This window comes from Pseudomonas sp. 1912-s (assembly GCF_029269205.1).
GTDB lineage: Bacteria > Pseudomonadota > Gammaproteobacteria > Pseudomonadales > Pseudomonadaceae > Aquipseudomonas.
In genome coordinates, this window is sequence record NZ_JARIXR010000016.1 from 136,434 (window position 1) to 157,972 (window position 21,539).

The 21,539-nt window shown below is 61.6% G+C and carries 23 protein-coding genes; 14 read left to right on the plus strand and 9 right to left on the minus strand.

All coding sequences use genetic code 11. The features are described from left to right. Window positions 1–42 precede the first annotated feature (42 nt). Entirely contained in the window at window positions 43–783 is a 741-nt protein-coding gene (locus P3C29_RS20250) for a flagellar basal body rod protein FlgF (RefSeq protein ID WP_003214611.1), read from the minus strand. Between the two features lie 306 nt (window positions 784–1,089). Next, complete coding sequence (locus P3C29_RS20255; protein WP_275965291.1) at window positions 1,090–2,655, minus strand: sigma-54-dependent transcriptional regulator; 1,566 nt, start codon at window positions 2,653–2,655, stop codon at window positions 1,090–1,092. Window positions 2,656–2,921: 266 nt separating this feature from the next. Here P3C29_RS20255 and phhA point away from each other — a divergent pair, with 266 nt between their 5' ends. The 3 genes from phhA (at window position 2,922) to P3C29_RS20270 (ending at window position 5,371) form a co-directional block, all read left to right on the plus strand. Next, window positions 2,922–3,713 carry a phenylalanine 4-monooxygenase gene (phhA, locus tag P3C29_RS20260; protein WP_169385970.1) on the plus strand — a complete coding sequence of 264 codons (792 nt, stop codon included), beginning with the start codon at window positions 2,922–2,924 and terminating at the stop codon, window positions 3,711–3,713. Between the two features lie 105 nt (window positions 3,714–3,818). Then, window positions 3,819–4,175 carry a 4a-hydroxytetrahydrobiopterin dehydratase gene (locus tag P3C29_RS20265; protein ID WP_010166022.1) on the plus strand — a complete coding sequence of 119 codons (357 nt, stop codon included), beginning with the start codon at window positions 3,819–3,821 and terminating at the stop codon, window positions 4,173–4,175. Beyond that, entirely contained in the window at window positions 4,175–5,371 is a 1,197-nt protein-coding gene (locus P3C29_RS20270) for an amino acid aminotransferase (protein ID WP_169385971.1), read from the plus strand. Before P3C29_RS20265 ends, P3C29_RS20270 begins: the two co-directional genes overlap by 1 nt. A gap of 125 nt (window positions 5,372–5,496) precedes the next feature. On the opposite strand, the gene P3C29_RS20275 is transcribed toward P3C29_RS20270, so the two are convergent. Then, entirely contained in the window at window positions 5,497–6,306 is an 810-nt protein-coding gene (locus P3C29_RS20275; protein WP_003214618.1) for a UDP-2,3-diacylglucosamine diphosphatase, read from the minus strand. A gap of 133 nt (window positions 6,307–6,439) precedes the next feature. Here P3C29_RS20275 and P3C29_RS20280 point away from each other — a divergent pair, with 133 nt between their 5' ends. The 3 genes from P3C29_RS20280 to P3C29_RS20290 all read left to right on the plus strand — a co-directional run bounded on the left by P3C29_RS20280 (window position 6,440) and on the right by P3C29_RS20290 (window position 8,690). Further along, window positions 6,440–7,237 carry an AraC family transcriptional regulator gene (locus P3C29_RS20280; protein ID WP_275965292.1) on the plus strand — a complete coding sequence of 266 codons (798 nt, stop codon included), beginning with the start codon at window positions 6,440–6,442 and terminating at the stop codon, window positions 7,235–7,237. A 158-nt stretch (window positions 7,238–7,395) separates the two neighbouring features. Then, window positions 7,396–8,277, plus strand: a complete 882-nt coding sequence (locus P3C29_RS20285; protein WP_169385973.1) for a DMT family transporter — start codon at window positions 7,396–7,398, stop codon at window positions 8,275–8,277. A 131-nt stretch (window positions 8,278–8,408) separates the two neighbouring features. Beyond that, window positions 8,409–8,690: a hypothetical protein gene (locus P3C29_RS20290; RefSeq protein WP_275965293.1), complete on the plus strand. Its 282-nt coding sequence runs from the start codon at window positions 8,409–8,411 to the stop codon at window positions 8,688–8,690. A 35-nt stretch (window positions 8,691–8,725) separates the two neighbouring features. Here P3C29_RS20290 and P3C29_RS20295 read toward each other — a convergent pair whose 3' ends face one another. Then, window positions 8,726–9,013 carry a SelT/SelW/SelH family protein gene (locus P3C29_RS20295; RefSeq protein WP_010166010.1) on the minus strand — a complete coding sequence of 96 codons (288 nt, stop codon included), beginning with the start codon at window positions 9,011–9,013 and terminating at the stop codon, window positions 8,726–8,728. Window positions 9,014–9,096: 83 nt separating this feature from the next. Here P3C29_RS20295 and P3C29_RS20300 point away from each other — a divergent pair, with 83 nt between their 5' ends. Next, window positions 9,097–11,286: a patatin-like phospholipase family protein gene (locus P3C29_RS20300; protein ID WP_010166008.1), complete on the plus strand. Its 2,190-nt coding sequence runs from the start codon at window positions 9,097–9,099 to the stop codon at window positions 11,284–11,286. Window positions 11,287–11,452: 166 nt separating this feature from the next. Here P3C29_RS20300 and P3C29_RS20305 read toward each other — a convergent pair whose 3' ends face one another. After that, window positions 11,453–11,887, minus strand: coding sequence for a MarR family transcriptional regulator (locus P3C29_RS20305; protein ID WP_010166006.1), 435 nt, complete (start codon window positions 11,885–11,887; stop codon window positions 11,453–11,455). Between the two features lie 121 nt (window positions 11,888–12,008). Next, complete coding sequence (gene recQ / locus P3C29_RS20310) at window positions 12,009–14,135, minus strand: DNA helicase RecQ (protein WP_169385975.1); 2,127 nt, start codon at window positions 14,133–14,135, stop codon at window positions 12,009–12,011. A gap of 276 nt (window positions 14,136–14,411) precedes the next feature. Here recQ and P3C29_RS20315 point away from each other — a divergent pair, with 276 nt between their 5' ends. Next, window positions 14,412–14,999, plus strand: coding sequence for a YecA family protein (locus P3C29_RS20315; protein ID WP_004371163.1), 588 nt, complete (start codon window positions 14,412–14,414; stop codon window positions 14,997–14,999). Between the two features lie 20 nt (window positions 15,000–15,019). Continuing rightward, window positions 15,020–15,403 carry a YbaN family protein gene (locus P3C29_RS20320; RefSeq protein ID WP_201125039.1) on the plus strand — a complete coding sequence of 128 codons (384 nt, stop codon included), beginning with the start codon at window positions 15,020–15,022 and terminating at the stop codon, window positions 15,401–15,403. Window positions 15,404–15,550: 147 nt separating this feature from the next. Here P3C29_RS20320 and P3C29_RS20325 read toward each other — a convergent pair whose 3' ends face one another. Next, the gene (locus P3C29_RS20325; RefSeq protein ID WP_004371166.1) at window positions 15,551–16,237 is read right to left on the minus strand and encodes an HAD-IA family hydrolase; all 687 of its coding nucleotides are present in this window, start codon (window positions 16,235–16,237) and stop codon (window positions 15,551–15,553) included. Window positions 16,238–16,340: 103 nt separating this feature from the next. Further along, window positions 16,341–17,189 carry an oxidoreductase gene (locus P3C29_RS20330; protein WP_201125040.1) on the minus strand — a complete coding sequence of 283 codons (849 nt, stop codon included), beginning with the start codon at window positions 17,187–17,189 and terminating at the stop codon, window positions 16,341–16,343. A 97-nt stretch (window positions 17,190–17,286) separates the two neighbouring features. Between P3C29_RS20330 and P3C29_RS20335 the strand changes: the two genes are divergently transcribed. Together P3C29_RS20335 and P3C29_RS20340 are read left to right on the plus strand one after the other, a co-directional pair. After that, entirely contained in the window at window positions 17,287–18,183 is an 897-nt protein-coding gene (locus P3C29_RS20335) for a LysR family transcriptional regulator (protein WP_010165995.1), read from the plus strand. Window positions 18,184–18,207: 24 nt separating this feature from the next. Beyond that, window positions 18,208–18,564, plus strand: coding sequence for a DUF2784 domain-containing protein (locus P3C29_RS20340; RefSeq protein ID WP_010165993.1), 357 nt, complete (start codon window positions 18,208–18,210; stop codon window positions 18,562–18,564). Here P3C29_RS20340 and P3C29_RS20345 read toward each other — a convergent pair. Beyond that, complete coding sequence (locus tag P3C29_RS20345; protein ID WP_201125042.1) at window positions 18,551–19,519, minus strand: SDR family oxidoreductase; 969 nt, start codon at window positions 19,517–19,519, stop codon at window positions 18,551–18,553. The two genes, P3C29_RS20340 and P3C29_RS20345, sit on opposite strands and share 14 nt — an antisense overlap. 95 nt (window positions 19,520–19,614) lie before the next feature. On the opposite strand from P3C29_RS20345, the gene P3C29_RS20350 reads away from it, so the two are divergent. The 3 genes from P3C29_RS20350 to P3C29_RS20360 all read left to right on the plus strand — a co-directional run. Next, entirely contained in the window at window positions 19,615–20,499 is an 885-nt protein-coding gene (locus tag P3C29_RS20350) for a LysR family transcriptional regulator (protein WP_169385978.1), read from the plus strand. A 54-nt stretch (window positions 20,500–20,553) separates the two neighbouring features. Next, on the plus strand, window positions 20,554–21,132 hold the full coding sequence (locus P3C29_RS20355; RefSeq protein WP_275965294.1) for a DUF4337 domain-containing protein: 579 nt from the start codon (window positions 20,554–20,556) through the stop codon (window positions 21,130–21,132). Between the two features lie 284 nt (window positions 21,133–21,416). Beyond that, window positions 21,417–21,539 (plus strand): transposase (locus P3C29_RS20360; RefSeq protein WP_275965296.1); only part of this gene is annotated, 123 nt, incomplete at its 3' end.

Sequence of the window (21,539 nt, forward strand, 5' to 3'; positions counted from 1 at the left end):
CTGTTTTATGGCGCCGCGCTACAAAAATTAGTGTGGCTGCTATCAGCTCATCGCCAGGACGCGGGTCATGGCCTGGTCGTCTTCTTTGGCGCTGTTCATCATCTTGATGTGCAATTCGAACTGCTTGGACAGCGCCAGGACCGCCGTCATTTCTTCGACCGCGTTCACGTTGCTTGCCTGCAGAAAGCCCGACGTCAGCTTGACGTTGGCGTCGGCTTGCGCCGGCTGGCCATCCTTGGTGTGGATGGTGCCGTCGAGGCCCTTGGTCATGTTCTTGAGGTCGGGCTGGACCAACTTGATCCGGTCCACTTCAGCCATCACCCGCGGGCCTTCACCCATGGCGCGGATGCTGATGGTGCCGTCCTGGCCGACTTCGATCTGCTGCTGGGGCGGCACCGCGATCGGGCCACCGTTGCCCATGATCGGCATACCGTTGCCGGCCCGCAGCACGCCCAGCGCATCGACGTTCATGCTGGCACTGCGCACGTAGGACTCGCCGCCATCCGGGTTTTGCACGGCCATCCAGCCGTCGCCGCTGACGGCCACGTCGAGGTCACGGCCGGTTTCAATCATGGCGCCAGGGGAAAAGTCCGTGCCTGGACGCTCGGTCAAGGCAAAGGCCCGCGCCGGAAAGCTGTCACCGAACACCGGCATCGAGCGCGCCTGCTCCAGGTCACGCTGGAAACCATTGGTGGAAACGTTCGCTAAGTTGTTGGCGTGGGCCTTCTGCGCCAGTGCATTCTGGCTGGCGCCGGTCATTGCCACGTAAAGGTACTTATCCACGCTCTTTCCTCTTTCTGACGGACGCTTGCCGCCCACCGCTGTACTGATGAGGCTTAAGCAATTTGCGAACCAACTTTTTGAAATGAGGGAAAGTCCAGGCGGGGCGGGGGTTTGCGGAATGCGGGCTGCGTGGGACCGAAGGTGGAGAGTCGAAAAAACGGCGGACTTATGCCGCTTACGGCAAGCGCAGGTATCAAGAACGACAAAGATCAAATGTAGGAGCTGGCTTGCCTGCGATGGCGGAGTATCAGCCACTACCTGTTTTGCTGACCCACCGCCATCGCAGGCAAGCCAGCTCCTACAGTTCTAACCGCGCTCGGCCTTGAGGACTTCGTAGTCCCGCAGTTTATTGGCAATGGTGGTGTGGGAAACCCCAAGCCGCTTACCCAACAGCCGACTGCTGGGATGTTCGGCATACAGCTGTTCCAGCACTGCCTTTTCGAAGCGACCGACAATCTCTTCCAGGCCGCCTTCCAGGGAAAAATCCCCCAGCGGCTGGCGCACGCCATAGTCCGGCAGGCGAATGTGCTCGGCCTTGACCGTACCGCCCTCGCACAGCGAGACCGCCTGGAACAGCACGTTCTCCAATTGCCGCACATTCCCCGGCCAGTGGTAATGACTGAGCCGCTCCATCGCCCCCGGCGCCAGCTTGGGCAGCGGGCGGCCAATTTGCCGGCTGGCCTGATCCAGAAAGTGCTCCACCAGCGGCGGCAAACCGTCGAGGCATTCGCGCAGTGGCGGGATATGCAGCGAGAGCACGTTGAGACGGTGGTAGAGGTCCTGGCGGAATTCACCCCGGGCGCACAGTTCGGAAAGGTCGACCTGCGTCGCGCAGATCACCCGCACGTCGAGGTACACCTCTTCATCGCTGCCTACCCGACGAAAGCAGCCGTCCTGCAAAAAGCGCAGCAACTTCACCTGCAATCGCGCGCTCATTTCCCCGACACCGTCGAGAAACAGCGTGCCGCCCGCCGTCAGCTCCAGCAGCCCCAACTTGCCTTCCGCCCTCGCCCCCTCAAAGGCGCCCGGGCCATAACCGAACAGCTCGGTCTCGGCCATGGACTCCGGCAAACCGGCGCAGTTGAGGGCCATCAGCGGCGACTGCCCGCGCGGGCTGGCGAGGTGACAGGCGCGGGCCAGCAGCTCCTTGCCGGTGCCGGTTTCGCCTTCTATTAATAGAGGCGCATCCAGCGGTGCCATGCGCCGAGCCTCACGCACCACGGCGGCCATGACTTTTGAGCTTTGGAAAATGCTGTCGAAGCCGCGCAATTCTTGTTTGCGCACATTGTAGATACGCTCACCGACCCGGTCGGCACGGTGCAGGGTCAGCACGGCGCCGGCCATGGCTTCGCTGTCGTCATGCTCGGAGGATTGCAACGGCGCGATATCGGCCAGGAACACATCGCCCTTGACCTTGACCCGCAGGCCATTGATCCGCGATTTACTGGCCCGCACCAGTTCCGGCAAATCAAAGTCTTCGGCATAACGCGACAATGGAATGCCGGGCACTTCATCCACTCGCACGCCGAGCAACTGCGCCGCCGCACGGTTGGCAGCGACGATGGAGCCGCCCATGTCGATGGACAGCACCGGAAACTCCAGGGCACCCAGCAGAGCGTTGAGCTCCATATGCCGACGTTCACTGGGCATTAGCCCTACCCGCTTCACACCAAATACCCCGGCGATCGCTTCGAACTGCGGGCGCAGTGCCTGGAACTGCAGGTTCACCAGATTCGGGCAGTACAGGTAGATGGCGTTGCCATGCTCGCCGCCGACCTCGCCCTTGGCCACGTTCACGCCGTACTCCACCAGCAGGTTGAGGATGTCCCGCAGGATGCCGATGCGGTTCTGGCAATGCACTTTGATACGCATGAGAAGGCCCGAAGAGGTGGAGGCGCCGCGTCTTTTTGCCGCTGGGCGCAGATAATCGTCAAGATTATGTGACAGCTGCGAGGCGATTCACACTCAGAATACGCCATATACAGAACGATTCGGCCTAACCGTAACGAAAACTTTACGAAACGCAGTAACTTTTCCTACAGAACAGTGACCACAGAGGATGGCTTCCTGGCCCAGGCGGCGTATCAATAGGCTCATCGCAGGACATAACAAGAACGAATGCCTAGCAGGAGAGCAGTATGAAGCAGACGCAGTACGTGGCCCGCGAGCCCGACGCGAACGGTTTTATCGACTACCCGCCCGAAGAACACGCGGTGTGGAACACCTTGATCACGCGCCAATTGAAAGTGATCGAAGGCCGCGCCTGCCAGGAATACCTGGACGGCATCGACAAGCTCGGCCTGCCCCACGACCGCATTCCGCAACTGGCGGAAATCAACAAAGTGCTGGCCGAAACCACCGGCTGGCAAGTAGCCCGGGTACCGGCGCTGATTCCCTTCCAGACCTTTTTCGAATTGCTCGCCAGCAAACAGTTTCCCGTGGCGACGTTTATTCGTACCCGTGAAGAGCTGGATTACCTGCAGGAACCGGACATTTTTCACGAGATCTTCGGCCACTGCCCACTGCTGACCAACCCCTGGTTCGCGGAATTTACCCACACCTACGGCAAGCTCGGCCTGGCCGCCACCAAGGAACAGCGCGTGTACCTGGCGCGCCTGTACTGGATGACCATCGAGTTCGGCCTGGTGGACACGCCCGAAGGCCGGCGCATCTACGGCGGCGGCATTCTGTCTTCGCCCAAGGAGACGGTGTACAGCCTCTCGGACGAGCCCGAGCACCAAGCCTTCGACCCGCTGGAAGCGATGCGCACGCCGTATCGCATCGACATCCTGCAACCGCTGTACTTCGCCCTGCCCAACCTCAAGCGCCTGTTCGAAGTGGCGCAGGAAGACATCATGGGCATGGTCGAGCGCGGGATGCAGCTGGGCCTGCACGCGCCGAAATTCCCGCCCAAGCCCAAGGCGGCGTGAACCGCGGCTTTTAAGGCCAGGTGAGTCTGTTCCCTGGCCGCGCGTTGCTTTAGGGTGACGCCACTGACGACCGTTTTCCAAACACTCGATTTCAGGAATACCCACATGACCACGTTGAACCAAGCCCACTGCGAAGCCTGCCGCGCCGACGCCCCGCAAGTCAGCGACGAAGAGTTGCCGGTGCTGATCAAGCAGATCCCCGACTGGAACATCGAAGTACGCGATGGCGTGATGCAGCTGGAAAAGGTCTTCCTGTTCAAGAATTTCAAATTTGCCCTGGCCTTCACCAACGCCGTGGGCGCGATCTCCGAAGCTGAAGGCCACCACCCGGGCCTGCTCACCGAATGGGGCAAAGTCACCGTGACCTGGTGGAGCCACTCCATCAAGGGGCTGCACCGTAACGACTTCATCATGGCCGCGCGCACTGACGAAGTGGCGAAGGATGCCGAGGGCCGCAAGTAATGCATTTTGACGCAATTGGCCGGGTGCCCGGGGACCCGATCCTCGGGCTGATGGAGCTGTATGCCCAGGACCCGAACCCGAACAAGTTCGACCTCGGCGTAGGCGTGTACAAGGACGATCAGGGCCTGACGCCGATCCCGCATTCGGTGAAGCTGGCCGAACAGCGTCTGGTGGAGCAACAGACCACCAAGACCTACATCGGCGGCCACGGCAATGCCGCGTTCGGCACGTTGATCAGTGAGCTGGTGCTGGGCGCCGGTTCGCCGCTGCTGAGCGAACGTCGTGCCGGCGCTACCCAGACGCCTGGCGGCACCGGCGCGCTGCGCCTGAGCGCCGACTTTATCGCCCACAGCCTGCCTGGCCGTGGCATCTGGCTGAGCAACCCGACCTGGCCGATCCACGAAACCATCTTCGCCAAGGCCGGGCTCAAGGTCAGCCATTACCCGTATGTGGGCAGCGACAACCGACTGGATGTGGCGGCGATGCTGGCCACGCTGTCCACGGTGCCAAAAGGCGATGTAGTGCTGCTGCACGCCTGCTGCCACAACCCGACCGGCTTCGACCTGTCCCGGGACGATTGGCGCCAGGTGCTGAAAATCGTCCGCGAACGCGAACTGCTGCCGCTGATCGACTTTGCGTACCAGGGCTTTGGTGACGGCCTGGAACAGGATGCGTGGGCGGTGCGGCTGTTTGCGACCGAGCTGCCTGAAGTGCTGATCACCAGTTCCTGCTCGAAGAACTTCGGCTTGTACAGCGACCGTGTAGGCGCGTTGATTGTGTGTGCGACGAATGCCGAGAAGCTGACGGATGTACGCAGCCAGCTGGCGTTTATTGCGCGTAATTTGTGGTCGACGCCGCCCGATCATGGTGCCGCTGTGGTGGCGACGATTCTTGGTGATGCCGGGCTGAAAAAGCAGTGGGCCGAAGAAGTTGAAGCGATGCGCGCACGGATTGCACAGTTGCGTTCCGGGTTGGTGGAAGCGTTGGCGCCCCATGGTTTGTCGGAGCGGTTTGCACACATCGCGGCGCAACGCGGGATGTTTTCCTATACCGGGCTGAGTGCCTCACAGGTGCAACGACTGCGGGAGAAACACAGCGTGTATATGGTCAACTCCGGGCGTGCGAACGTGGCGGGCATTGATGCGACGCGGTTGACGCTGTTGGCTGAAGCGATCGCGGATGTTTCCAATACCTAATTGAAGAAACCGGATCAAAATGTGGGAGCTGGCTTGCCTGCGATGCAGACGACTCGGTCTGTCTATAAAACCGAGTTGATGCTATCGCAGGCAAGCCAGCTCCCACACTTGGACCGAGCCAATCTTTAACCAGCCACCATCTCGGCCTTGAGCTGCGCCTCTTTGGCCTGGGCATCCGCCAACCGATACAACTCGATATGCCCGTCCCAGTGCTCGATCAACGCCGTGCACGACTCCACCCAATCCCCGCAATTGAGGTAATCCACCTCGCCCACCTTGCGAATCTCCGCGTGGTGAATATGCCCACACACCACGCCGTGCAATTCGCGCTTGGTCACTTCGTGGGCAATCGCTTCTTCAAAATCACTGATAAAGCTGACCGCCGTCTTGACCTTGTGCTTGAGGTACGCCGACAACGACCAGTAGCCGTAGCCATAACGCGCCCGCCAGTGGTTCAGCCAGCGGTTGAGGGTCAGGGTGAACTCGTAGGCCGAGTCGCCGAGGAACGCCAGCCAGCGGTGATAACGGGTGATCACGTCGAACTGGTCGCCATGGATCACCAGCAAATGCCGGCCATCGGCAGTCACGTGCACCGCTTCGTCCACCAGTTGGATATTGCCGAGGATCAGCTTGGAATAGCGCCGCAGAAACTCATCATGGTTGCCGGTGACATAGATCACCTCGGTGCCGCGCTTGCTCATGGTCAGCAGGCGGCGGATCACGTTGGTGTGGGCCTGTGGCCAATACATGCCGCTGCGCAGTTTCCAGCCGTCAATGATATCGCCCACCAGGTAGACCTTGTCGGCGTGGTAGCCCTTGAGAAAATGCGAAAGGTGTTCGGCCTGGCAATCCCGGGTGCCCAAATGCACGTCGGAAATCCACAGGGTACGCACGCGTTGCTTACGGCTGGGCTTGGCGAGTTCGGCGCTGGTCATGGGCATGCCTCACGGTGTTTTCGCGAGCTTGCGCCCATGGGATTAATAGCCCATGACAGTGTTGCGTCAGTCTGATGACAGCGCCCAATACGGCCGAAGCGATGTAAACTGCGGGCCTGCACAGGAGATTGCGATGAGACCCAACCTCACGCTACGCCACTACGTCGAAGAGCCCATCGCCCACAGCCACGACCACGCGCAGCTGGTGTTTGGCCTGTCCGGGCATCTGGACTTCGAGGTGGATGGCCGAGGCAGCCAGGTGCAGCACAGCAGCGTGATGGTACTGCCCTACGCCGCGCACCACGCGTGCATCAGTCGCGATGGCAGCCGCTGCCTGGTGCTGGACGTGCCCGATGAACACTGGTTGGCGCAGTCTCTGGGCGAGCATGCCGACGCCAGCCGCCGCTTGCTCGGCCAGTCCGCACACCTGACCCTCGACAACCGCCAAAGCCAACTGGTGCAGTGGCTGGCGAGCAGCCCGGTGGACGATCCGCTGATCGTCCAGCAAGGCGCCGTATTGCTGCTGGCCAGCCTCAATCTCACACAGTTGCCGGCGGGCAAGCGCCTGCCGTACGCCGCATTTAATGCGCATATCCAGCGACACGCCGCGCACCCGCTGCAAGTCGCGGACCTGGCAAAGCTCGCCGACCTTTCCGTGGCCCGCCTGCATGCGCGGTTCATGGCGGAATGCGGACAGACGCCGATGGACTACATCCGCACCCGCCGCCTGCAGATGGCCCGCGACCTGTTGCGCGACAGCCCGTTGCCCATCGGCGAGATTGCAGCGCGGGTCGGCTATGGTTCGCAAAGTGCGTTTGCCGCAGCGATGTTGCGGGAGTTTGGCGCATCGCCCGGCGCCATTAGACGAGCGCGGTCTCCCGTGGGAGCTGGCTTGCCTGCGATAGCAGTGGATCAGTTAATAATTGATTGACTGGCCCTCCGCTATCGCAGGCAAGCCAGCTCCCACATTTGATCTCCTCTGCTTTTGAAACAAGAGCCCTGCGACAAAATCCGCGAGCCCGACGACAGACGCGAACGCGTACAACCCTCTAGACTGCGATCCTGTAAACCCGTTGTTTAAGGATCGCGATGACTCCCCGCACAGCCCTCGGCGCCCTGCATATCGGCGCATTGATGTTTGGCCTCACTGGCGTGTTCGGCAAACTGGCGGCCGCTTCGCCGGCGATTATCGTGTTTGGCCGCGCCGCGTTCGCGGTGATTGCATTGGCGATCTTCGCGCGCTTCGCCAGCAACACCACCTGGCAAACGCTGCAAGCCCGGGACTGGCGCCGCCTGCTGGTCAGCGGCCTGCTGCTGGCCGGGCATTGGGTGAGCTTCTTTATTGCGGTGAAAATCGCCGGCGTGGCCATCGCCACCCTGGGCTTCACCACGTTCCCGGCGTTCACGGTGATTCTGGAAGGCCTGATTTTCCGCGAGCGGATCCGCGCCAATGAAATCCTGCTGGTGGTACTGGTGAGCATCGGCCTGGTGCTGGTCACACCGGATTTCAACCTCGCCAGCCAAGCCACCAGCGGCCTGTTGTGGGCGGTCGGTTCCGGCTTGTTGTTCTCACTGCTGTCACTGAACAACCGCGCCAGCGGGCGCATCCCGCCGGTGCAGGCCGCCTTGTGCCAGAACGTGGTGGTAGCGCTGTGCCTGTTGCCGGTTGCCGCGCCCGGGCTGGCCGAGGTGCGTGCGCTGGACTGGCTGTGGATCGGCCTGCTCGGGGTGTTCTGCACCGGCCTCGCCCACAGCCTGTTTGTCGCCAGCCTCGCGGTGCTCAAGGCGCGTACCGCGGCGGTGGTGTTTGCGATGGAGCCGGTGTACGGCATCACGGTGGCCTGGTTGCTGTTTGCGGAAACGCCGACCTTGCGCATGCTGATGGGCGGCGCGCTGATCATCGTCGCCATCGTGGTGTCAGGGTTGATGGGCAGCGCCAAGCCGGCCAAACAACCCGCCGCCACGGCCTGATCTATACTTTGGGTGTCCGTGACAGTGTGTGGTCGTTCAACGGATCCAGACTTCTCGACGACAGCCCGGGTGCTTTTTGAAGTTGCTGCAAGCGAGTGGTCATTCCATCAACGCTATGCAGGGGTTGCACCATGGAAATGCTCATCAGCCTGGTCCTTCAAATCATCAGCGGCGCCATCGGCGGGCAGATCGCGGGCCTGGGCAAACAAAGCCTGGGTACCGGCCTCAATACGCTGGTCGGCGGGGTTGGCGGCCTGGTCCTGGGCCAGATCGTCTCCCTCATCACCGGCACTGAAACCGCCAGTGACCTGACGCTTGCCGCCCTGGCCAGCAACATTATCGGCGGTGGTGTCGGCGGCCTGGTCCTCACGCTGGTGGTCGGCTGGCTCAAACAGCGGATGGCCACCAAGTAGGCACGCCGCAAGGTCACCGCCAGCGGCGGTGGCCTTTATTGCACGCGGTCGTTATGCCCCAGGTCCCGTTGCGGGTCGATCTGGTCGCGCACCCGTTGCTTGAGCACCTTGGCTTCCGGGAAGCCACCGTCAGCCTTGCGCTCCCAGATCTGCACGCCGTCGCAGGTAATCCGAAACGCACCGCCCGTAGCCGGCTCCAGGGACACTTTGCCGAGGTCATCGGCGAACGTGCTCAACAGCTCCTGGGCCAGCCAGGCGGCGCGCAGCAGCCACTGACACTGGGTGCAATAGGTGATGACAATCTCGGGTTTGGCCGCAGACATGAATTGACAGGCTCCTGCTTGGCGGGTTGAAAGGATCGAGTGGCTATAATACCGGCCTTTATCGTCCAGCCTTGAGATTGATGATGCGCCGCCTGTTGTCCTGCCTGTTGCTGTGCCTGTTCCCCGTCCTCGTCCAAGCCGTCGAAAACCCGCGCCCGAAGATCGGCCTGGTGCTCTCCGGCGGCGCCGCCCGTGGCCTGGCGCACATTGGCGTGCTCAAGGCCCTGGAAGAGCAAGGCATCCACATCGACGCGATTGCCGGCACCAGCATGGGCGCGGTGATTGGCGGGTTGTACGCCTCGGGCTACAAGATCGACGAGCTGGAAAAGCTCGCCCTGAACATCGACTGGAAGCTCGCCCTGTCCGATGCGCCGCCACGGGAAGACGTGCCGTTCCGGCGCAAGCAGGATGACCGGGATTTCCTGGTCAAACAGAAACTCAGCTTTCGCGATGACGGCAGCCTCGGCCTGCCACTGGGCGTGATCCAGGGCCAGAACCTGGCCCTGCTGCTGGAAAGCATGTTCGCCCACACCAGTAACGTCCGGGATTTCGACAAGCTGCCGATCCCCTTCCGCGCCGTGGCCACCGACATTACCAGCGGCGAAAAGGTGGTGTTCCGCAAAGGCCACTTGCCCCAGGTGATCCGCGCCAGCATGTCGATCCCGGCGGTGTTTGCCCCGGTGGAACTGGATGGCCGGCTGCTGGTGGACGGCGGCATGACCGATAACATCCCGCTGGATGTGGCGCGGGAAATGGGGGTCGACATCGCCATCGTCGTCGACATCGGCACCCCGCTGCGCTCACGCAAGCAACTCAACACCGTGGTGGACGTGCTCAACCAGTCCATCACCCTGATGACCCGGCGCAACTCCGAAGAACAACTCAAGGCCCTGGCCCCACGGGACGTGCTGATCCAGCCGCCGTTGGCCGCCTACGGGGTGACGGATTTCGGCCGTGCCAAGGACATGATCGACGCCGGCTACCGCGCCACTCGCGCCCTCGACGTGCGCCTGGCGCACCTGCGCCCGGCCGAGCCGGTGGACCCGTCACTGGTAGCGGCCCGCACGCCCGGCGAGCGCAACCCGGTGATCACCGCGATCAAGGTAGAGAACGACTCCAAGGTGGGCGACGAGGTGATCCGCTACTACATCCGCCAGAACCTCGGCGAGCCTCTGGACCTGGCCCGCCTGCAAACCGACATGGGCACCCTGTACGGCCTGGATTATTTCGAACAGGTGCAATACCGCGTAGTGAAAAAGGGCAAGGACAACACCCTGGTCATCAGCGCCCGGGGCAAACGCAGCGGCACCGACTACCTGCGCCTGGGCCTCAACCTGTCGGATGACATGCGCGGCGACAGCGCCTTCAACCTCGGCGCCAGCTACCGCATGAACGGCATCAACCGCCTCGGTGCCGAATGGCTGACGCGGGTGCAGATCGGTGACAAGCAAGAGCTGTACAGCGAGTTCTATCAGCCGATGGACACCGGCTCGCGCTACTTCGTCGCGCCCTATATCAGTGCCCAGGCGCAGAACGTTGAACTGATTGAAGACAACAACCCGATCTCCGAGTACCGCCTGGAGCGCTACGGCTTCGGCCTGAACGTGGGCCGGCAGATCGGCAACAGCGGCGAGATTCGTTTCGGCGTCGGCGAGGCCTGGGGCAAGGCAGACGTGCGCATTGGCGACCGCAACTCGCCGAGCATCAACTTCAGCGAAGGCTTTTACGAGCTGAAGTACTCCTTTGACTCGTTCGACAACGTGTACTTCCCCCACACCGGCGAAGACATCGGCCTGGCGTTCCGTGAGTTCGAACCGGGGCTGGGCTCTGACCAGCGCTATCGCCAGTGGGAGTTCAAACTGGACAAGGCCATGAGCAGCGGGCCGGACACACTGATCCTCGGCGGGCGCTATGGGCGCACGCTGGATCAGTCGGACGTGGTGATTTCCAGCTTCCTGCTGGGGGGCGCGCGGCAGTTGTCGGGGTTCCGCGAGGATGCGATTGCCGGGCAGAACATCAGCCTGATGCGCGCGGTTTACTATCGCCGGCTGACGCCACGGTCTTATTTGCCGCTGGATTTCCCGTTGTACCTGGGCGCGTCACTGGAACGTGGGCGGGCGTGGAACAACGACAATGAGTACGACAGCGGATACATCAACGCCGCCAGTATTTTCCTGGGGTTTGATACGCCGCTGGGGCCGTTGAATTTCAGTTATGGGTTTAACGATGACAGTCAGCAGGCGGTGTATCTGAACCTGGGGCAGACGTTCTAATTACACCGCAAAACCAATGTGGGAGCGAGCTTGTTGTGGTGAGCGGGCTTGCCCCGCGTTGGGCTGCGAAGCAGCCCCATCAATCTGCGGTGAACCCGACGGGGGACAAGCCCCCTCACCACAACAAGCCCGCTCCCACATTTTTTGATCATCGGTGTACTAGGGATCAGGACTTTTCGAGGTTTCCGAGGATGTGCTCATGAACCCGCATGCACACCCGCAGATCCTCTTCATCGACGCCCACAAACAGCTCATGGCGCAAGGCCGTGGCGATGGTTTCGATCTGTTCGATCAAGGGCTTCGCGGTGTCACACAGCACGATACGCTTGGCCCGGCGGTCTTCCACCACTGCCTGGCGCTCCACCAGGCCCTGCCCTTCCAGGCTGTCGAGCAAACGGGCCAGGGTGGGACCCTCGACTCCGACGCTCTGCGCCAGCTCACGTTGGGTAGGCGGCTCGGTAAAACGCGCCAGGTGCAGCAGCACCAGCCAGCGTGCCTGGGACAGGCCCAAACCTGCCAGGCGACGATCCAGTTCGGCACGCCACCCTCGGGACATCTGCGCCAACTGCATGCCAAAACGGTGTTGATCGGTTAACGGCATAAAAAACTCATGGATTAGACTGAAAATAAAGTGTGGCTAATTATTAGTCAGCTAAGCATGACCCATGCCAGTAGGCAAGACCCGGTATGTACTGATTCGTTACATTGTCGTAATTGGCACATCAAATCTCGAATTCCGACTGCAAAGCAGCCCTCACGCAGTACAAAACGCCTTCGGGAACCCGGCCAGTAAACAGTGGTGAGATCTCGGAAACAGGTGGCAATTCGCCTTCTCCGTCGAGAAATGCATCCTGGATCTCTCCGAGCAAATCTTCCGGCAAATCAAGGGCCTGCTCCAACGACAACTGCTGCTTGCCGATGGACTCGGCGAGCAAGGTGTAGACGTTCTTTTCCGAGCATTGCAGTTGCCCGGCGATCTGGATCGGGGTCATGCCGGCACGGGCCAGGCTGATCAGCTCGTGGCGAATGTCGGCGACTTCTTTCGGCGCCTCGACCTGCCCGCCGAGCACTTCGAGGAAGGCCTGGCCATAACGCTCCAGCTTGCGCGCTCCGACGCCGCTGACCCTGGCCATTTCGCCCAGGGTGGTGGGATGCTCGCGGAGCATTTCCAGCAAGGTGGAGTCGGGGAAGATGACGTAAGGCGGCACGCTGTGTTCCTGCGCGAGCTTCTTACGCAGCGCGCGCAAGGCTTCCCACTGTTCGCGCTCTTCGAAGCGCACCAGTTGGCTGGCCTGGCTGGTGCTGCTCTTGGCGGTGGTTTGCGGCTTGAGGTCGCGGCGCAGCTCCAGGCTGACTTCGCCCTTGAGCAACGGCCGGCAACTGTCGTTCAGGCGCAGGCCGCCGTAGCCTTCCAGGTCGATATCCACCAGCCCACGGGCGACCATCTGCCGGAACAGCGAGCGCCACTCGCCTTCGGCGCGGGCCTTGCCGACACCGTAGACCGAGAGTTTTTCATGGCCGAAGCTGCGGATCTTTTCGTTGTCCTTGCCCAGCAACACATCCACCAGATGGCCGACGCCATAACGCTGGCCGGTGCGGTAGATCGCCGACAACGCCTGGCGCGCAGGCTCGGTGGCGTCCCAGGTCTGTACGCCGTCCACGCAGTTGTCACAGTGGCCGCAGGGCTCGGGCATGTCTTCGTCGAAGTACGCGAGCAGGGTCTGGCGACGGCAGCGGGTTTCTTCGCACAACGACAACATCGCGTCGAGCTTGTGCTGTTCCAGGCGCTTGTGGCGCTCGTCGCCTTCGGAGTTCTGCAGCATCTGCTTGAGCATCACCACGTCCTGCAGGCCGTAGACCATCCAGGCATCCGCCGGCAGGCCGTCACGGCCGGCACGCCCGGTTTCCTGGTAGTACGCCTCGAGGGATTTGGGCAGGTCCATGTGGGCCACGAAGCGCACGTTGGATTTGTCGATGCCCATGCCGAACGCGATGGTGGCGACCATGATCAGGCCTTCCTCGTTGAGGAAGCGCTTCTGGTGGAACGCACGCAGTTCATTGGGCAGGCCGGCGTGATACGGCAGCGCCGGGTAGCCTTGTTCACTGAGGAACGCGGCGACCTCGTCGACCTTCTTGCGCGACAGGCAATAGACAATGCCGGCATCGCTGCGTCGATCGGAGAGGAACGCCAGCAACTGCTTGCGTGGCTGCTCCTTGGGCACGATGCGGTAAAAAATATTGGGACGGTCGAAGCTCGACAGAAAACGCTCGGCGTCCTGGAGGTGCAGGCGCTCGACGATTTCTTCACGGGTGCGTTTGTCGGCGGTGGCCGTCAGGGCAATACGCGGGACGTTCGGGAACAACTCCGCCAGTTGGCCGAGCTGCAGGTATTCGCGACGGAAATCGTGGCCCCATTGGGACACGCAGTGGGCTTCGTCGATGGCGAACAGGGCGATTTCCAGGCTCTGCAGGAACGCCAGCATCCGCGGCTGCACCAGGCGCTCGGGCGCCAGGTAAAGCATCTTCACTTCGCCGCGCTTGATCCGGGCGGCGAGGTCGCGCTGCTGTTCGGCGCTGAGGGTAGAGTTCAGCGACGCGGCAGCCACACCGAGTTCTTCCAGGGTGGCCACCTGATCGTCCATCAGGGCGATCAACGGCGATACCACCACCGCGAGCCCGTCCCGCAGCAAGGCCGGCACCTGGAAACACAGCGACTTGCCGCCGCCGGTAGGCATCAGTACCAGGGCGTCGCCACCGTTGGCCACGCGCTCAATGATCGCACCCTGGCGGCCACGAAAACTGTCGTAGCCGAAGATGTCCTTGAGGACGCGTTGAGCCTGCTCGAGCATGAAAAACTCCAAATATCGCCGAAATCCCTCTGTACAGGCTGGTCGAAAAAGCACGCCTGGTCGGGAAATAATCCGTAAGCGAACTTTTCCCGCGCCAGGCGCTTGGCCTGTAGGGGCATCACAAAACGCGGCAGTATACCCGAGCGTTACCCGGCAAAGGGTGCCGTTGGTGAATTGCCGCCGGGCTCAAATACCTCCCAAATCTGTGCTGCGGCTGGCCTGGGCGCTCAAGAAAGCCTAGAATTGCCCATCGTTTATTCCCAAGGTAGTCCGTCAATGTCCTTCGCTGAGCAACTAACCCGCCTGCAAGCCTTCCTCGATGCCGATGAGCTGCACGACGAGGCGCTGGACTACGTGGCCGCCCACGGCTATCTGACCGCGCTGTCGATCTGCTCCGATGTCGTTCCCGACCGTGAATGGATCGACGCACTGTTCTCCGAAGAGCCTCACTACAGTGATGCCGCCCAGCGCGAAGAAATCGAATCCACCCTGCTGGCCCTCAAGGCTCACATCGGCCGCCAACTGGCGTCCGATGAAGAGTTCGAACTGCCTTGCGACCTGGACCTGGGCGAAGACCCGGACGACTCCGAACTGCGCGGCTGGTGCATCGGTTTCATGGAAGGCGTGTTCCTGCGTGAAGAGGCCTGGTTCGAAACCGCTGAAGAAGAAGTCAGCGAAATGCTGCTGCCGATCATGGTCGGTTCGGGCCTGTTCGACGAGCAACCCGAGTTCTCCGACATCGCCGCCGACGCCAACCTGATGGACGACATGATCGTTCAGATCCCGGAAGCGCTGACCGCGCTGTACCTGCTGTGCAACGCACCTGACGAAAAGCCGGCGATCCTCAAGCCTCGCCACCACTAAGACCGTTGCCCGTGGCGCCCATGGGCAACCGCTCTGTGATCACGCGCTACGTTCTGCTGGCCATCGGCTGGCTGAGCGTGGCGCTCGGGGTCATCGGCATCTTCCTGCCGGTACTGCCCACTACGCCCTTCCTTCTGCTGGCTGCCGCCTGCTTCGCCCGTAGCTCCCCGCGCTTCTACCAATGGCTGGTAGAACACCCGCGCCTGGGGCCGTGGATCCGTGACTATCTGGATGGCAACGGGATTCCGCTCAAGGGCAAGGTGTATGCCATTGGGTTGATGTGGTTGAGTATCGGGTTTTCCTGCTACCTGGTGCCGCTGGTCTGGGCGCGGGGGTTCATGCTGACCAGTGCGGTGTTGGTGACGGTTTATATCTTGCGGCAGAAGACGTTGCCCAAGCGTTGAAGGTGTGGTGAAGGGCTTGTCTGTGGCGAGGGGGCTTGTCCCCCGTTGGAGTGCGCAGCGCTCCCGTTATTCTTGGGGCCGCTGCGCAGCCCAACGGGGGACAAGCCCCCTCACCACAAAAGCCCTACCCAGCCAACAATCTCGGAGTTAGCGCATCGGCGGCAAGCCATACGCCGCCAGGTCAAAATCCGCCAACTTGCGAATAATCTGGTCGGCATGGTGATACTTGCTGTCCGCCATCGCTTCATCCGGCACGGCAATCGCGGTCATGTGCGCCGCCTTCGCGGCCGTCACGCCGAAAGGCGAGTCCTCAAACACCAGGCAATCCTCGGGTGCCACACCCAACCGGCGCGCCGCCGTGAGGAAGATATCCGGCGCAGGCTTGGCGGCCCCCACTTCCGGGTCATCCGCCGTCACGATGGTGTCGAACAGCCCAAACCACTCGCGGTGCAACGTGGTCTTGTGGCCAAACGAGTTGCGCGACGAGCTGGTGCCAACGGCGATCGGAATGTTATGCGCCTTCAAGTGCCGCACCAGCGCCTCAGCGCCCGGCATGCCCAGCGCCTTGGGGAAACGCTCGCTCATCAGCGGCTCGCGGATCACCAGAAATTCTGCGGGCGTAATCGGCAGGTCGAGCGCCTTGACCACGTAGTCGGCCAGGTCCTGGGCGCCGCGACCAATGATGTGCTGCTTGATCCCCCAGTCATAGGTGCGCCCGTAACGTTCGGCGATGATCTGTGTGACTTCGGTGTAGATGCCTTCTGTGTCCAGCAACAACCCGTCCATATCGAAAATCACAGCCTTGATCGGGACAGCGGTACGCGGTGCATTCATCACTACAGATCCGTGGGCAAAGAACTAAAAGGATTCAGCACAATAACGGCCCGCCTTGCCTGCAAGCAACCGTTACGAACTTGTGCCGAACCCTGTCAGCGCTTCACTCAGGAAAGTCCGCCCCTTCAGTAACGTCAGCCCACGCGTCAAAATCCGCACTCAACGCCTTCACCTTGATCCGCGCAAAGTTCAGCGCAGCCTTGCCCAACAACAGGCGCAATGGCGGCTGCTCAGCCTCAACCGCCTTGACGATGGCAATCGCCGCCCGCACCGGGTCACCCGGCTGCTTGCCGCTGTAGCTGCGAACCATGTTGGCCCGGGCCACCGCCGTTTCCTGGTAGTCGGCAATCCCATGAGCCGCCTCGTTGGCCGAACGCCCGGCCCAGTCGGTACGGAATGGGCCCGGCTCGACCAGCAACACCTTGATGCCCAACGGCGCGACTTCCTGGGACAACGCCTCGGAAAGCCCCTCGACCGCAAACTTGGTGGCGTTGTAGAAACTCAACGACGGGAACGCCGCCACACCGCCCACCGAGGAGATGTTCACGATGCTGCCCGAACGCCGGGCGCGCATGCCCGGCAAGGCCGCGCGGGTCATGGCGCTCAAGCCCCACACGTTGATTTCGAACATGTTGCGCACATCATCCAGGTCGCTTTCTTCGAAGGAGCCGAAGTAGCCGACACCGGCGTTGTTGACCAGCACATCGATATGCCCGAAGCGCGCTTCAGCCGCTTTCACGGCGCCTTCGACCTGGGCCTGGTCGGTCACGTCCAGCGTCAGGACCAGGGCGTTGTCTTCGTGACCGGCGACGATGTCCTGCACCTGTTGCGGATTGCGCGCGGTGACCACGGTCGGGTAGCCGAGGCTCAAGGTGTGCAACGCCAGTTGGCGGCCGAAACCGGTGGAGCAGCCGGTGATGAACCAGACGGGTTTTGCGGTGGAAGTCGTCATGAAGGGCCAATCCTCGTGTGTGTAGGAAAAGTATGCGCGCCGCTGTTCTTGCTAAAAAGATGCATAATCCGCAAGGCCCTTTCGGAAATACCACACAATGGACACGCCCGATTTCCAGCAATTACGCCTGTTTTTGCAGGTCGCCCGCTCGAAAAGCTTCACCCAGGCAGCCGACGCCAACAGCCTCTCGGTGTCGACCGTCAGCCATCGCGTGCGTGCCCTGGAAAAACAGCTGGGCGTGCAACTGCTCAACCGCACCACCCGCAGTGTCAGCGTGACCGAGGCCGGCGAGCAGTTGATCCAGAAGATCACCCCGCTGCTGGAAGAACTGCAAACCAGCCTGCACAGCGTAGCGGCGGCCACCGTCGACGCTGCCGGCACCTTGCGCCTTAACATTCCCTCCACCGCCAGCCGAATGGTCCTGCAACCATTGCTCCAGCGCTTCCTGCGCAAATACCCGGGCATCAACCTGGAAGTGGCGGTGGACAACAGCCTGGTGGACATCGTCGCCCAGGGCTTTGACGCGGGCATCCGCTACGACCACGTGCTGGCCGAAGACATGGTGGTGGTGCCGGTGGCGACGCAACTGCGATTCGTCATCGTCGCCACGCCGGAGTATTTGCAGGGGCGCAAGCTGCCGACTCATCCCCACGATTTGCTGGAGCATGAGTGCGTCAACTACCGCAGCGCGCAGACCGGCTCACTGCACCGCTGGGACTTTGAAAAAGCCGGCAAGCAAATGCGGGTGACGGTAAAAGGCCGGCTGGCGACCAATGACGTGGAGTTGATGGTGCGCGGTGCGCTGGACGGGTTTGGCTTCGCCTATGTGGCGCGCTCCAGCGTCGAGCAGTACCTGCAACGCGGTGAGTTGGTGGAGGTTTTGGACGACTGGATTGCCCACAGCGCACTGTATTTGTATTACTTCAACCGCACGAACACGCCGAAGAAACTGCGGGTGTTCATTGAGTTCCTGAAGGAAGAATTCGGGACCTGATCCATTCAAAAAGCGAACCCCATCATGCTCTACCGTTTTGCCGCCGACGGCCTGGTGCTGTTTCATCTGTTGTTCATTCTGTTCGTGCTGTTCGGCGGCTTGCTCGCCCTCAAATGGCGACCGGTCATGTGGCTGCATTTGCCTGCCGCCGCGTGGGGCGTTGCCGTTGAAGTGTTCCATCTGCCCTGCCCGCTGACCCGCTGGGAAAATCTGTTTCGTCATTTGGCCGGGCAGGATGGTTATGGCGGCGGGTTTATCGAGCATTACATCCTGACCCTGATCTACCCGGCCGGGCTGACGCCGCAGATCCAACTGGGGCTGGGCGCGCTGGTGCTGTTGATCAATATCGCGGTGTATGTGCGGCTGATCAGGCGCGCTTAGGCAAGCAGCCGATACCCACCAATGTCGCCTCAACCGCCTCGTCCAAAGGCGTGTGCGGTTCGCTGCCCAATATCTGTACGAGGCGGCGGTTGTCCATGCGCACCTCGGTTTGCCACAGGTAGCGCATTTCCTGCATCTCGCGGAAGGTGGTGACAAAGGGCGCGGCCAGTTTCAGCAGCCACCACGGGAAAGCACGTACAGAAGGCTGCTGGCCGGTCCGGCGTGACACCACCCGCTGAATCGCCTGGCTCATCTGCCGGCCATCGGCGTCAATATGCCCCGCCATATGAAAACGGGCAAAGGCGTCCAGGGTGTCGCGGCGTGCGATCAGCTCGACCATGGTGCTCGCCACGTCAGGCAGGTAGGCCCACTGATGCCCCACGCCTGGCGCGCCCGGATAACTCACGCTGGCCACCGGTTTTGCGGGCTTGATCAACCCTTGGGAGAACCAGCTACTGCCGGCCTTGGCACCGAAGAAATCGCCGGCGCGCACGATCAATACCCGGGCGCCACGCTCGGTGGCCTCCCGCAAACGCTGCTCCATCTCCACCCGGATCGCGCCCTTGCGGGTAAATGGGCTCTGCGGTGAGTCTTCTTCTAATCGCGCAAATGCGTCGGGACCGTAGTTATAAACCGTGCCCGGCAAGACAATCATTGCCCCTTCCGCGATTGCCGCCGCGATGCTGTTGTCGATCATCGGCAACACCAGCTCCGCCCAACGCTGGTAGCCGGGCGGGTTGACGGCATGCACGATCACCGAACAGCCCTTCGCCGCAGCAACCACTTCCTCGCGGTTCAGGGCATCACCTTTTATCCAGGTGAAATCGGCGTTCTGGTTGTGGGCCTTATCCACATCCCTCGTCAGCGCACATACCTGCCAGCCGGCAGCAAACAACTGCCGCGCCACTTCGCCACCAATCCCGCCTGTCGCGCCCAACACCAGAACCTTGTTCATGCTTTTCCCCTTGGGGTGGTTTGATGAAGCAATTCTGTTCGCCGGCGGGCTATAGAGGAATTGCCGAAGATCATCCAGACGCTATACATTTATGCATGGCATCGACTATTGGTTGGGAGCTTTACCGGTCATTCCTCGGGGTACTCAAGGAAGGATCGCTGTCGGGGGCCGCACGGCAGCTCGGCATTACGCAGCCCACCGTTGGGCGGCACATCGCTGCGCTGGAAAAATCCCTGAACGTGGTGCTGTTCACCCGCTCCGCCAGCGGCCTGCTGCCCACCGCCGTCGCCCTCACCCTGCGCACCCACGCCGAAACCATGGAAACCACCGCCGCCGCCCTCGAGCGCGCCGCCTCGCCCCAAGGCCCCGAAGTGCGTGGCGTGGTGCGGGTGTCGGCCAGCGAAGTGATCGGCGTGGAAGTGCTGCCGCCGATCATCACCCGCCTGCGCCAGCAGCACCCGCACCTCAAGGTCGAACTGGTGCTGAGCAACCGCCTGCTGGACCTGCTGCAACTGGAAGCCGACATCGCCGTGCGAATGGTCCGACCCAGCCAGGAACAACTGCTGGCGAAACGCATCGGCGTGATCGAAGTCGGCCTGCACGCACGTAACGACTACCTGCAACAACACGGCACGCCCCAGAGCCTGAACGACCTCACCACCCATTCAGTCATCGGCTACGACCAGGAAAGCGCTTTCATCCGCAGCCTGGCCGTCAAAGGGTTCGAGCGCAGCGCATTTTCACTCAGCAGCGACAGCGACCTCGCACAACTGGCCCTGATCCGCGCCGGCGCCGGCATCGGCGGCTGCCAGGTCAAACTGGCCCGGCAAGACGCCCGCCTGAGCCGGGTCCTGCCGGACGCATTCGCCCTCCAGCTCGACACCTGGGTCACCATGCACGAAGACCTGCGCAACAGCCCGCGCTGCCGCGTCACTTTTGATGCCCTGGTGGCCGGTTTGCAGCATTACGTACAGGATTGAGACAGCTTCGCTGGTGAAGAATCAGAGTCCCTCAAACCCTTCATAGACGCCCCCATGTCCGAAGCCTTCGAAGTCCCCAGCCCCCACGAAAAACACGTCGAACACGCCACCGAACATGCCCACAGGCAGGGCGACAATTTCGCCAGCCGCATCGCCGTGATGACCGCCATCATGGCCACCGTCGGCGCCATGCTCAGCTACCAGGCCGGCTCCACCGAAAGCGAAGCGGCGATGGACAAAAACAACGCCGCCATCTTCAAGACCGAAGCCGCCAACCAATGGAACTACTACCAGGCCAAATCCAGCCGGCAGAACCTCGCCGAACTGGCGACGCATATCCCGGGCGTGGACGCCAAGCACTACGCCGACGAGATCGAGCGTTATAAAACCCAGAAGGAAGACGTGCGCAAACAAGCCGAAAAGCTTGAAGCCACCTCGAAAGAATGGGATGAAAAATCAGAGCAGGCGCTGCATCAGCATCACCGCTGGGCACAGGCAATGACCGCGATTCAGATCGCAATTTCGCTGGCGGCGATTACCTTGCTGACAAGGAAGGAATGGTTGAAGCGCATGGCGTATACCGCCGGGGGCGTGAGCGTGGTGTTGGGTGGGATGGCGTGGCTGCATATTTGAGAGCTGGATTTTCATCGCCCCTCGAAAGCAGAAATACGACGTCACGTATCGTCGTATTTCGCTGATAGCTATCACCAAACCAAACCGACTATAAAACTCGCCATCGCTCGCAACCTGGAAAGTTGACTATTGATGGGAGAAAACGAATTCAGTCAGTGCGTCTCGGATGCCAGAAGCGCTGAAACGTTGAACACCTCACTGGATGATTACTTCGCGGCAGAATGAATCGCCCCGGGTTTCGTAGACACCTCTTTGCCTTAAACTGAGGTCAATTAGGAGGTGCCATGAGCAACCCGCGTTACCCCGAAGAATTCAAAATCCAAGCGGTCAATCAAGTGACCGAAAAGAAGCTGCCTGTCGCTGATGTGGCGGCGCGTCTTGGCGTGTCGTCGCATAGCCTCTATGCC

Coding starts and splice junctions, on each gene's coding strand:
- P3C29_RS20280 (WP_275965292.1), top strand. CDS start 6,440: ATGAGACCCAACCTCACGCTACGCCACTACGTCGAAGAGCCCATCGCC.
- P3C29_RS20355 (WP_275965294.1), top strand. CDS start 20,554: ATGTCCGAAGCCTTCGAAGTCCCCAGCCCCCACGAAAAACACGTCGAA.
- P3C29_RS20275 (WP_003214618.1), bottom strand. CDS start 6,306: ATGACCAGCGCCGAACTCGCCAAGCCCAGCCGTAAGCAACGCGTGCGT.
- P3C29_RS20350 (WP_169385978.1), top strand. CDS start 19,615: ATGGCATCGACTATTGGTTGGGAGCTTTACCGGTCATTCCTCGGGGTA.
- P3C29_RS20290 (WP_275965293.1), top strand. CDS start 8,409: ATGGAAATGCTCATCAGCCTGGTCCTTCAAATCATCAGCGGCGCCATC.
- P3C29_RS20330 (WP_201125040.1), bottom strand. CDS start 17,189: ATGACGACTTCCACCGCAAAACCCGTCTGGTTCATCACCGGCTGCTCC.
- P3C29_RS20270 (WP_169385971.1), top strand. CDS start 4,175: ATGCATTTTGACGCAATTGGCCGGGTGCCCGGGGACCCGATCCTCGGG.
- P3C29_RS20340 (WP_010165993.1), top strand. CDS start 18,208: ATGCTCTACCGTTTTGCCGCCGACGGCCTGGTGCTGTTTCATCTGTTG.
- P3C29_RS20305 (WP_010166006.1), bottom strand. CDS start 11,887: ATGCCGTTAACCGATCAACACCGTTTTGGCATGCAGTTGGCGCAGATG.
- P3C29_RS20320 (WP_201125039.1), top strand. CDS start 15,020: ATGGGCAACCGCTCTGTGATCACGCGCTACGTTCTGCTGGCCATCGGC.
- P3C29_RS20265 (WP_010166022.1), top strand. CDS start 3,819: ATGACCACGTTGAACCAAGCCCACTGCGAAGCCTGCCGCGCCGACGCC.
- P3C29_RS20255 (WP_275965291.1), bottom strand. CDS start 2,655: ATGCGTATCAAAGTGCATTGCCAGAACCGCATCGGCATCCTGCGGGAC.
- P3C29_RS20335 (WP_010165995.1), top strand. CDS start 17,287: ATGGACACGCCCGATTTCCAGCAATTACGCCTGTTTTTGCAGGTCGCC.
- recQ (WP_169385975.1), bottom strand. CDS start 14,135: ATGCTCGAGCAGGCTCAACGCGTCCTCAAGGACATCTTCGGCTACGAC.
- P3C29_RS20295 (WP_010166010.1), bottom strand. CDS start 9,013: ATGTCTGCGGCCAAACCCGAGATTGTCATCACCTATTGCACCCAGTGT.
- phhA (WP_169385970.1), top strand. CDS start 2,922: ATGAAGCAGACGCAGTACGTGGCCCGCGAGCCCGACGCGAACGGTTTT.
- P3C29_RS20345 (WP_201125042.1), bottom strand. CDS start 19,519: ATGAACAAGGTTCTGGTGTTGGGCGCGACAGGCGGGATTGGTGGCGAA.
- P3C29_RS20325 (WP_004371166.1), bottom strand. CDS start 16,237: ATGAATGCACCGCGTACCGCTGTCCCGATCAAGGCTGTGATTTTCGAT.
- P3C29_RS20285 (WP_169385973.1), top strand. CDS start 7,396: ATGACTCCCCGCACAGCCCTCGGCGCCCTGCATATCGGCGCATTGATG.
- P3C29_RS20315 (WP_004371163.1), top strand. CDS start 14,412: ATGTCCTTCGCTGAGCAACTAACCCGCCTGCAAGCCTTCCTCGATGCC.
- P3C29_RS20300 (WP_010166008.1), top strand. CDS start 9,097: ATGCGCCGCCTGTTGTCCTGCCTGTTGCTGTGCCTGTTCCCCGTCCTC.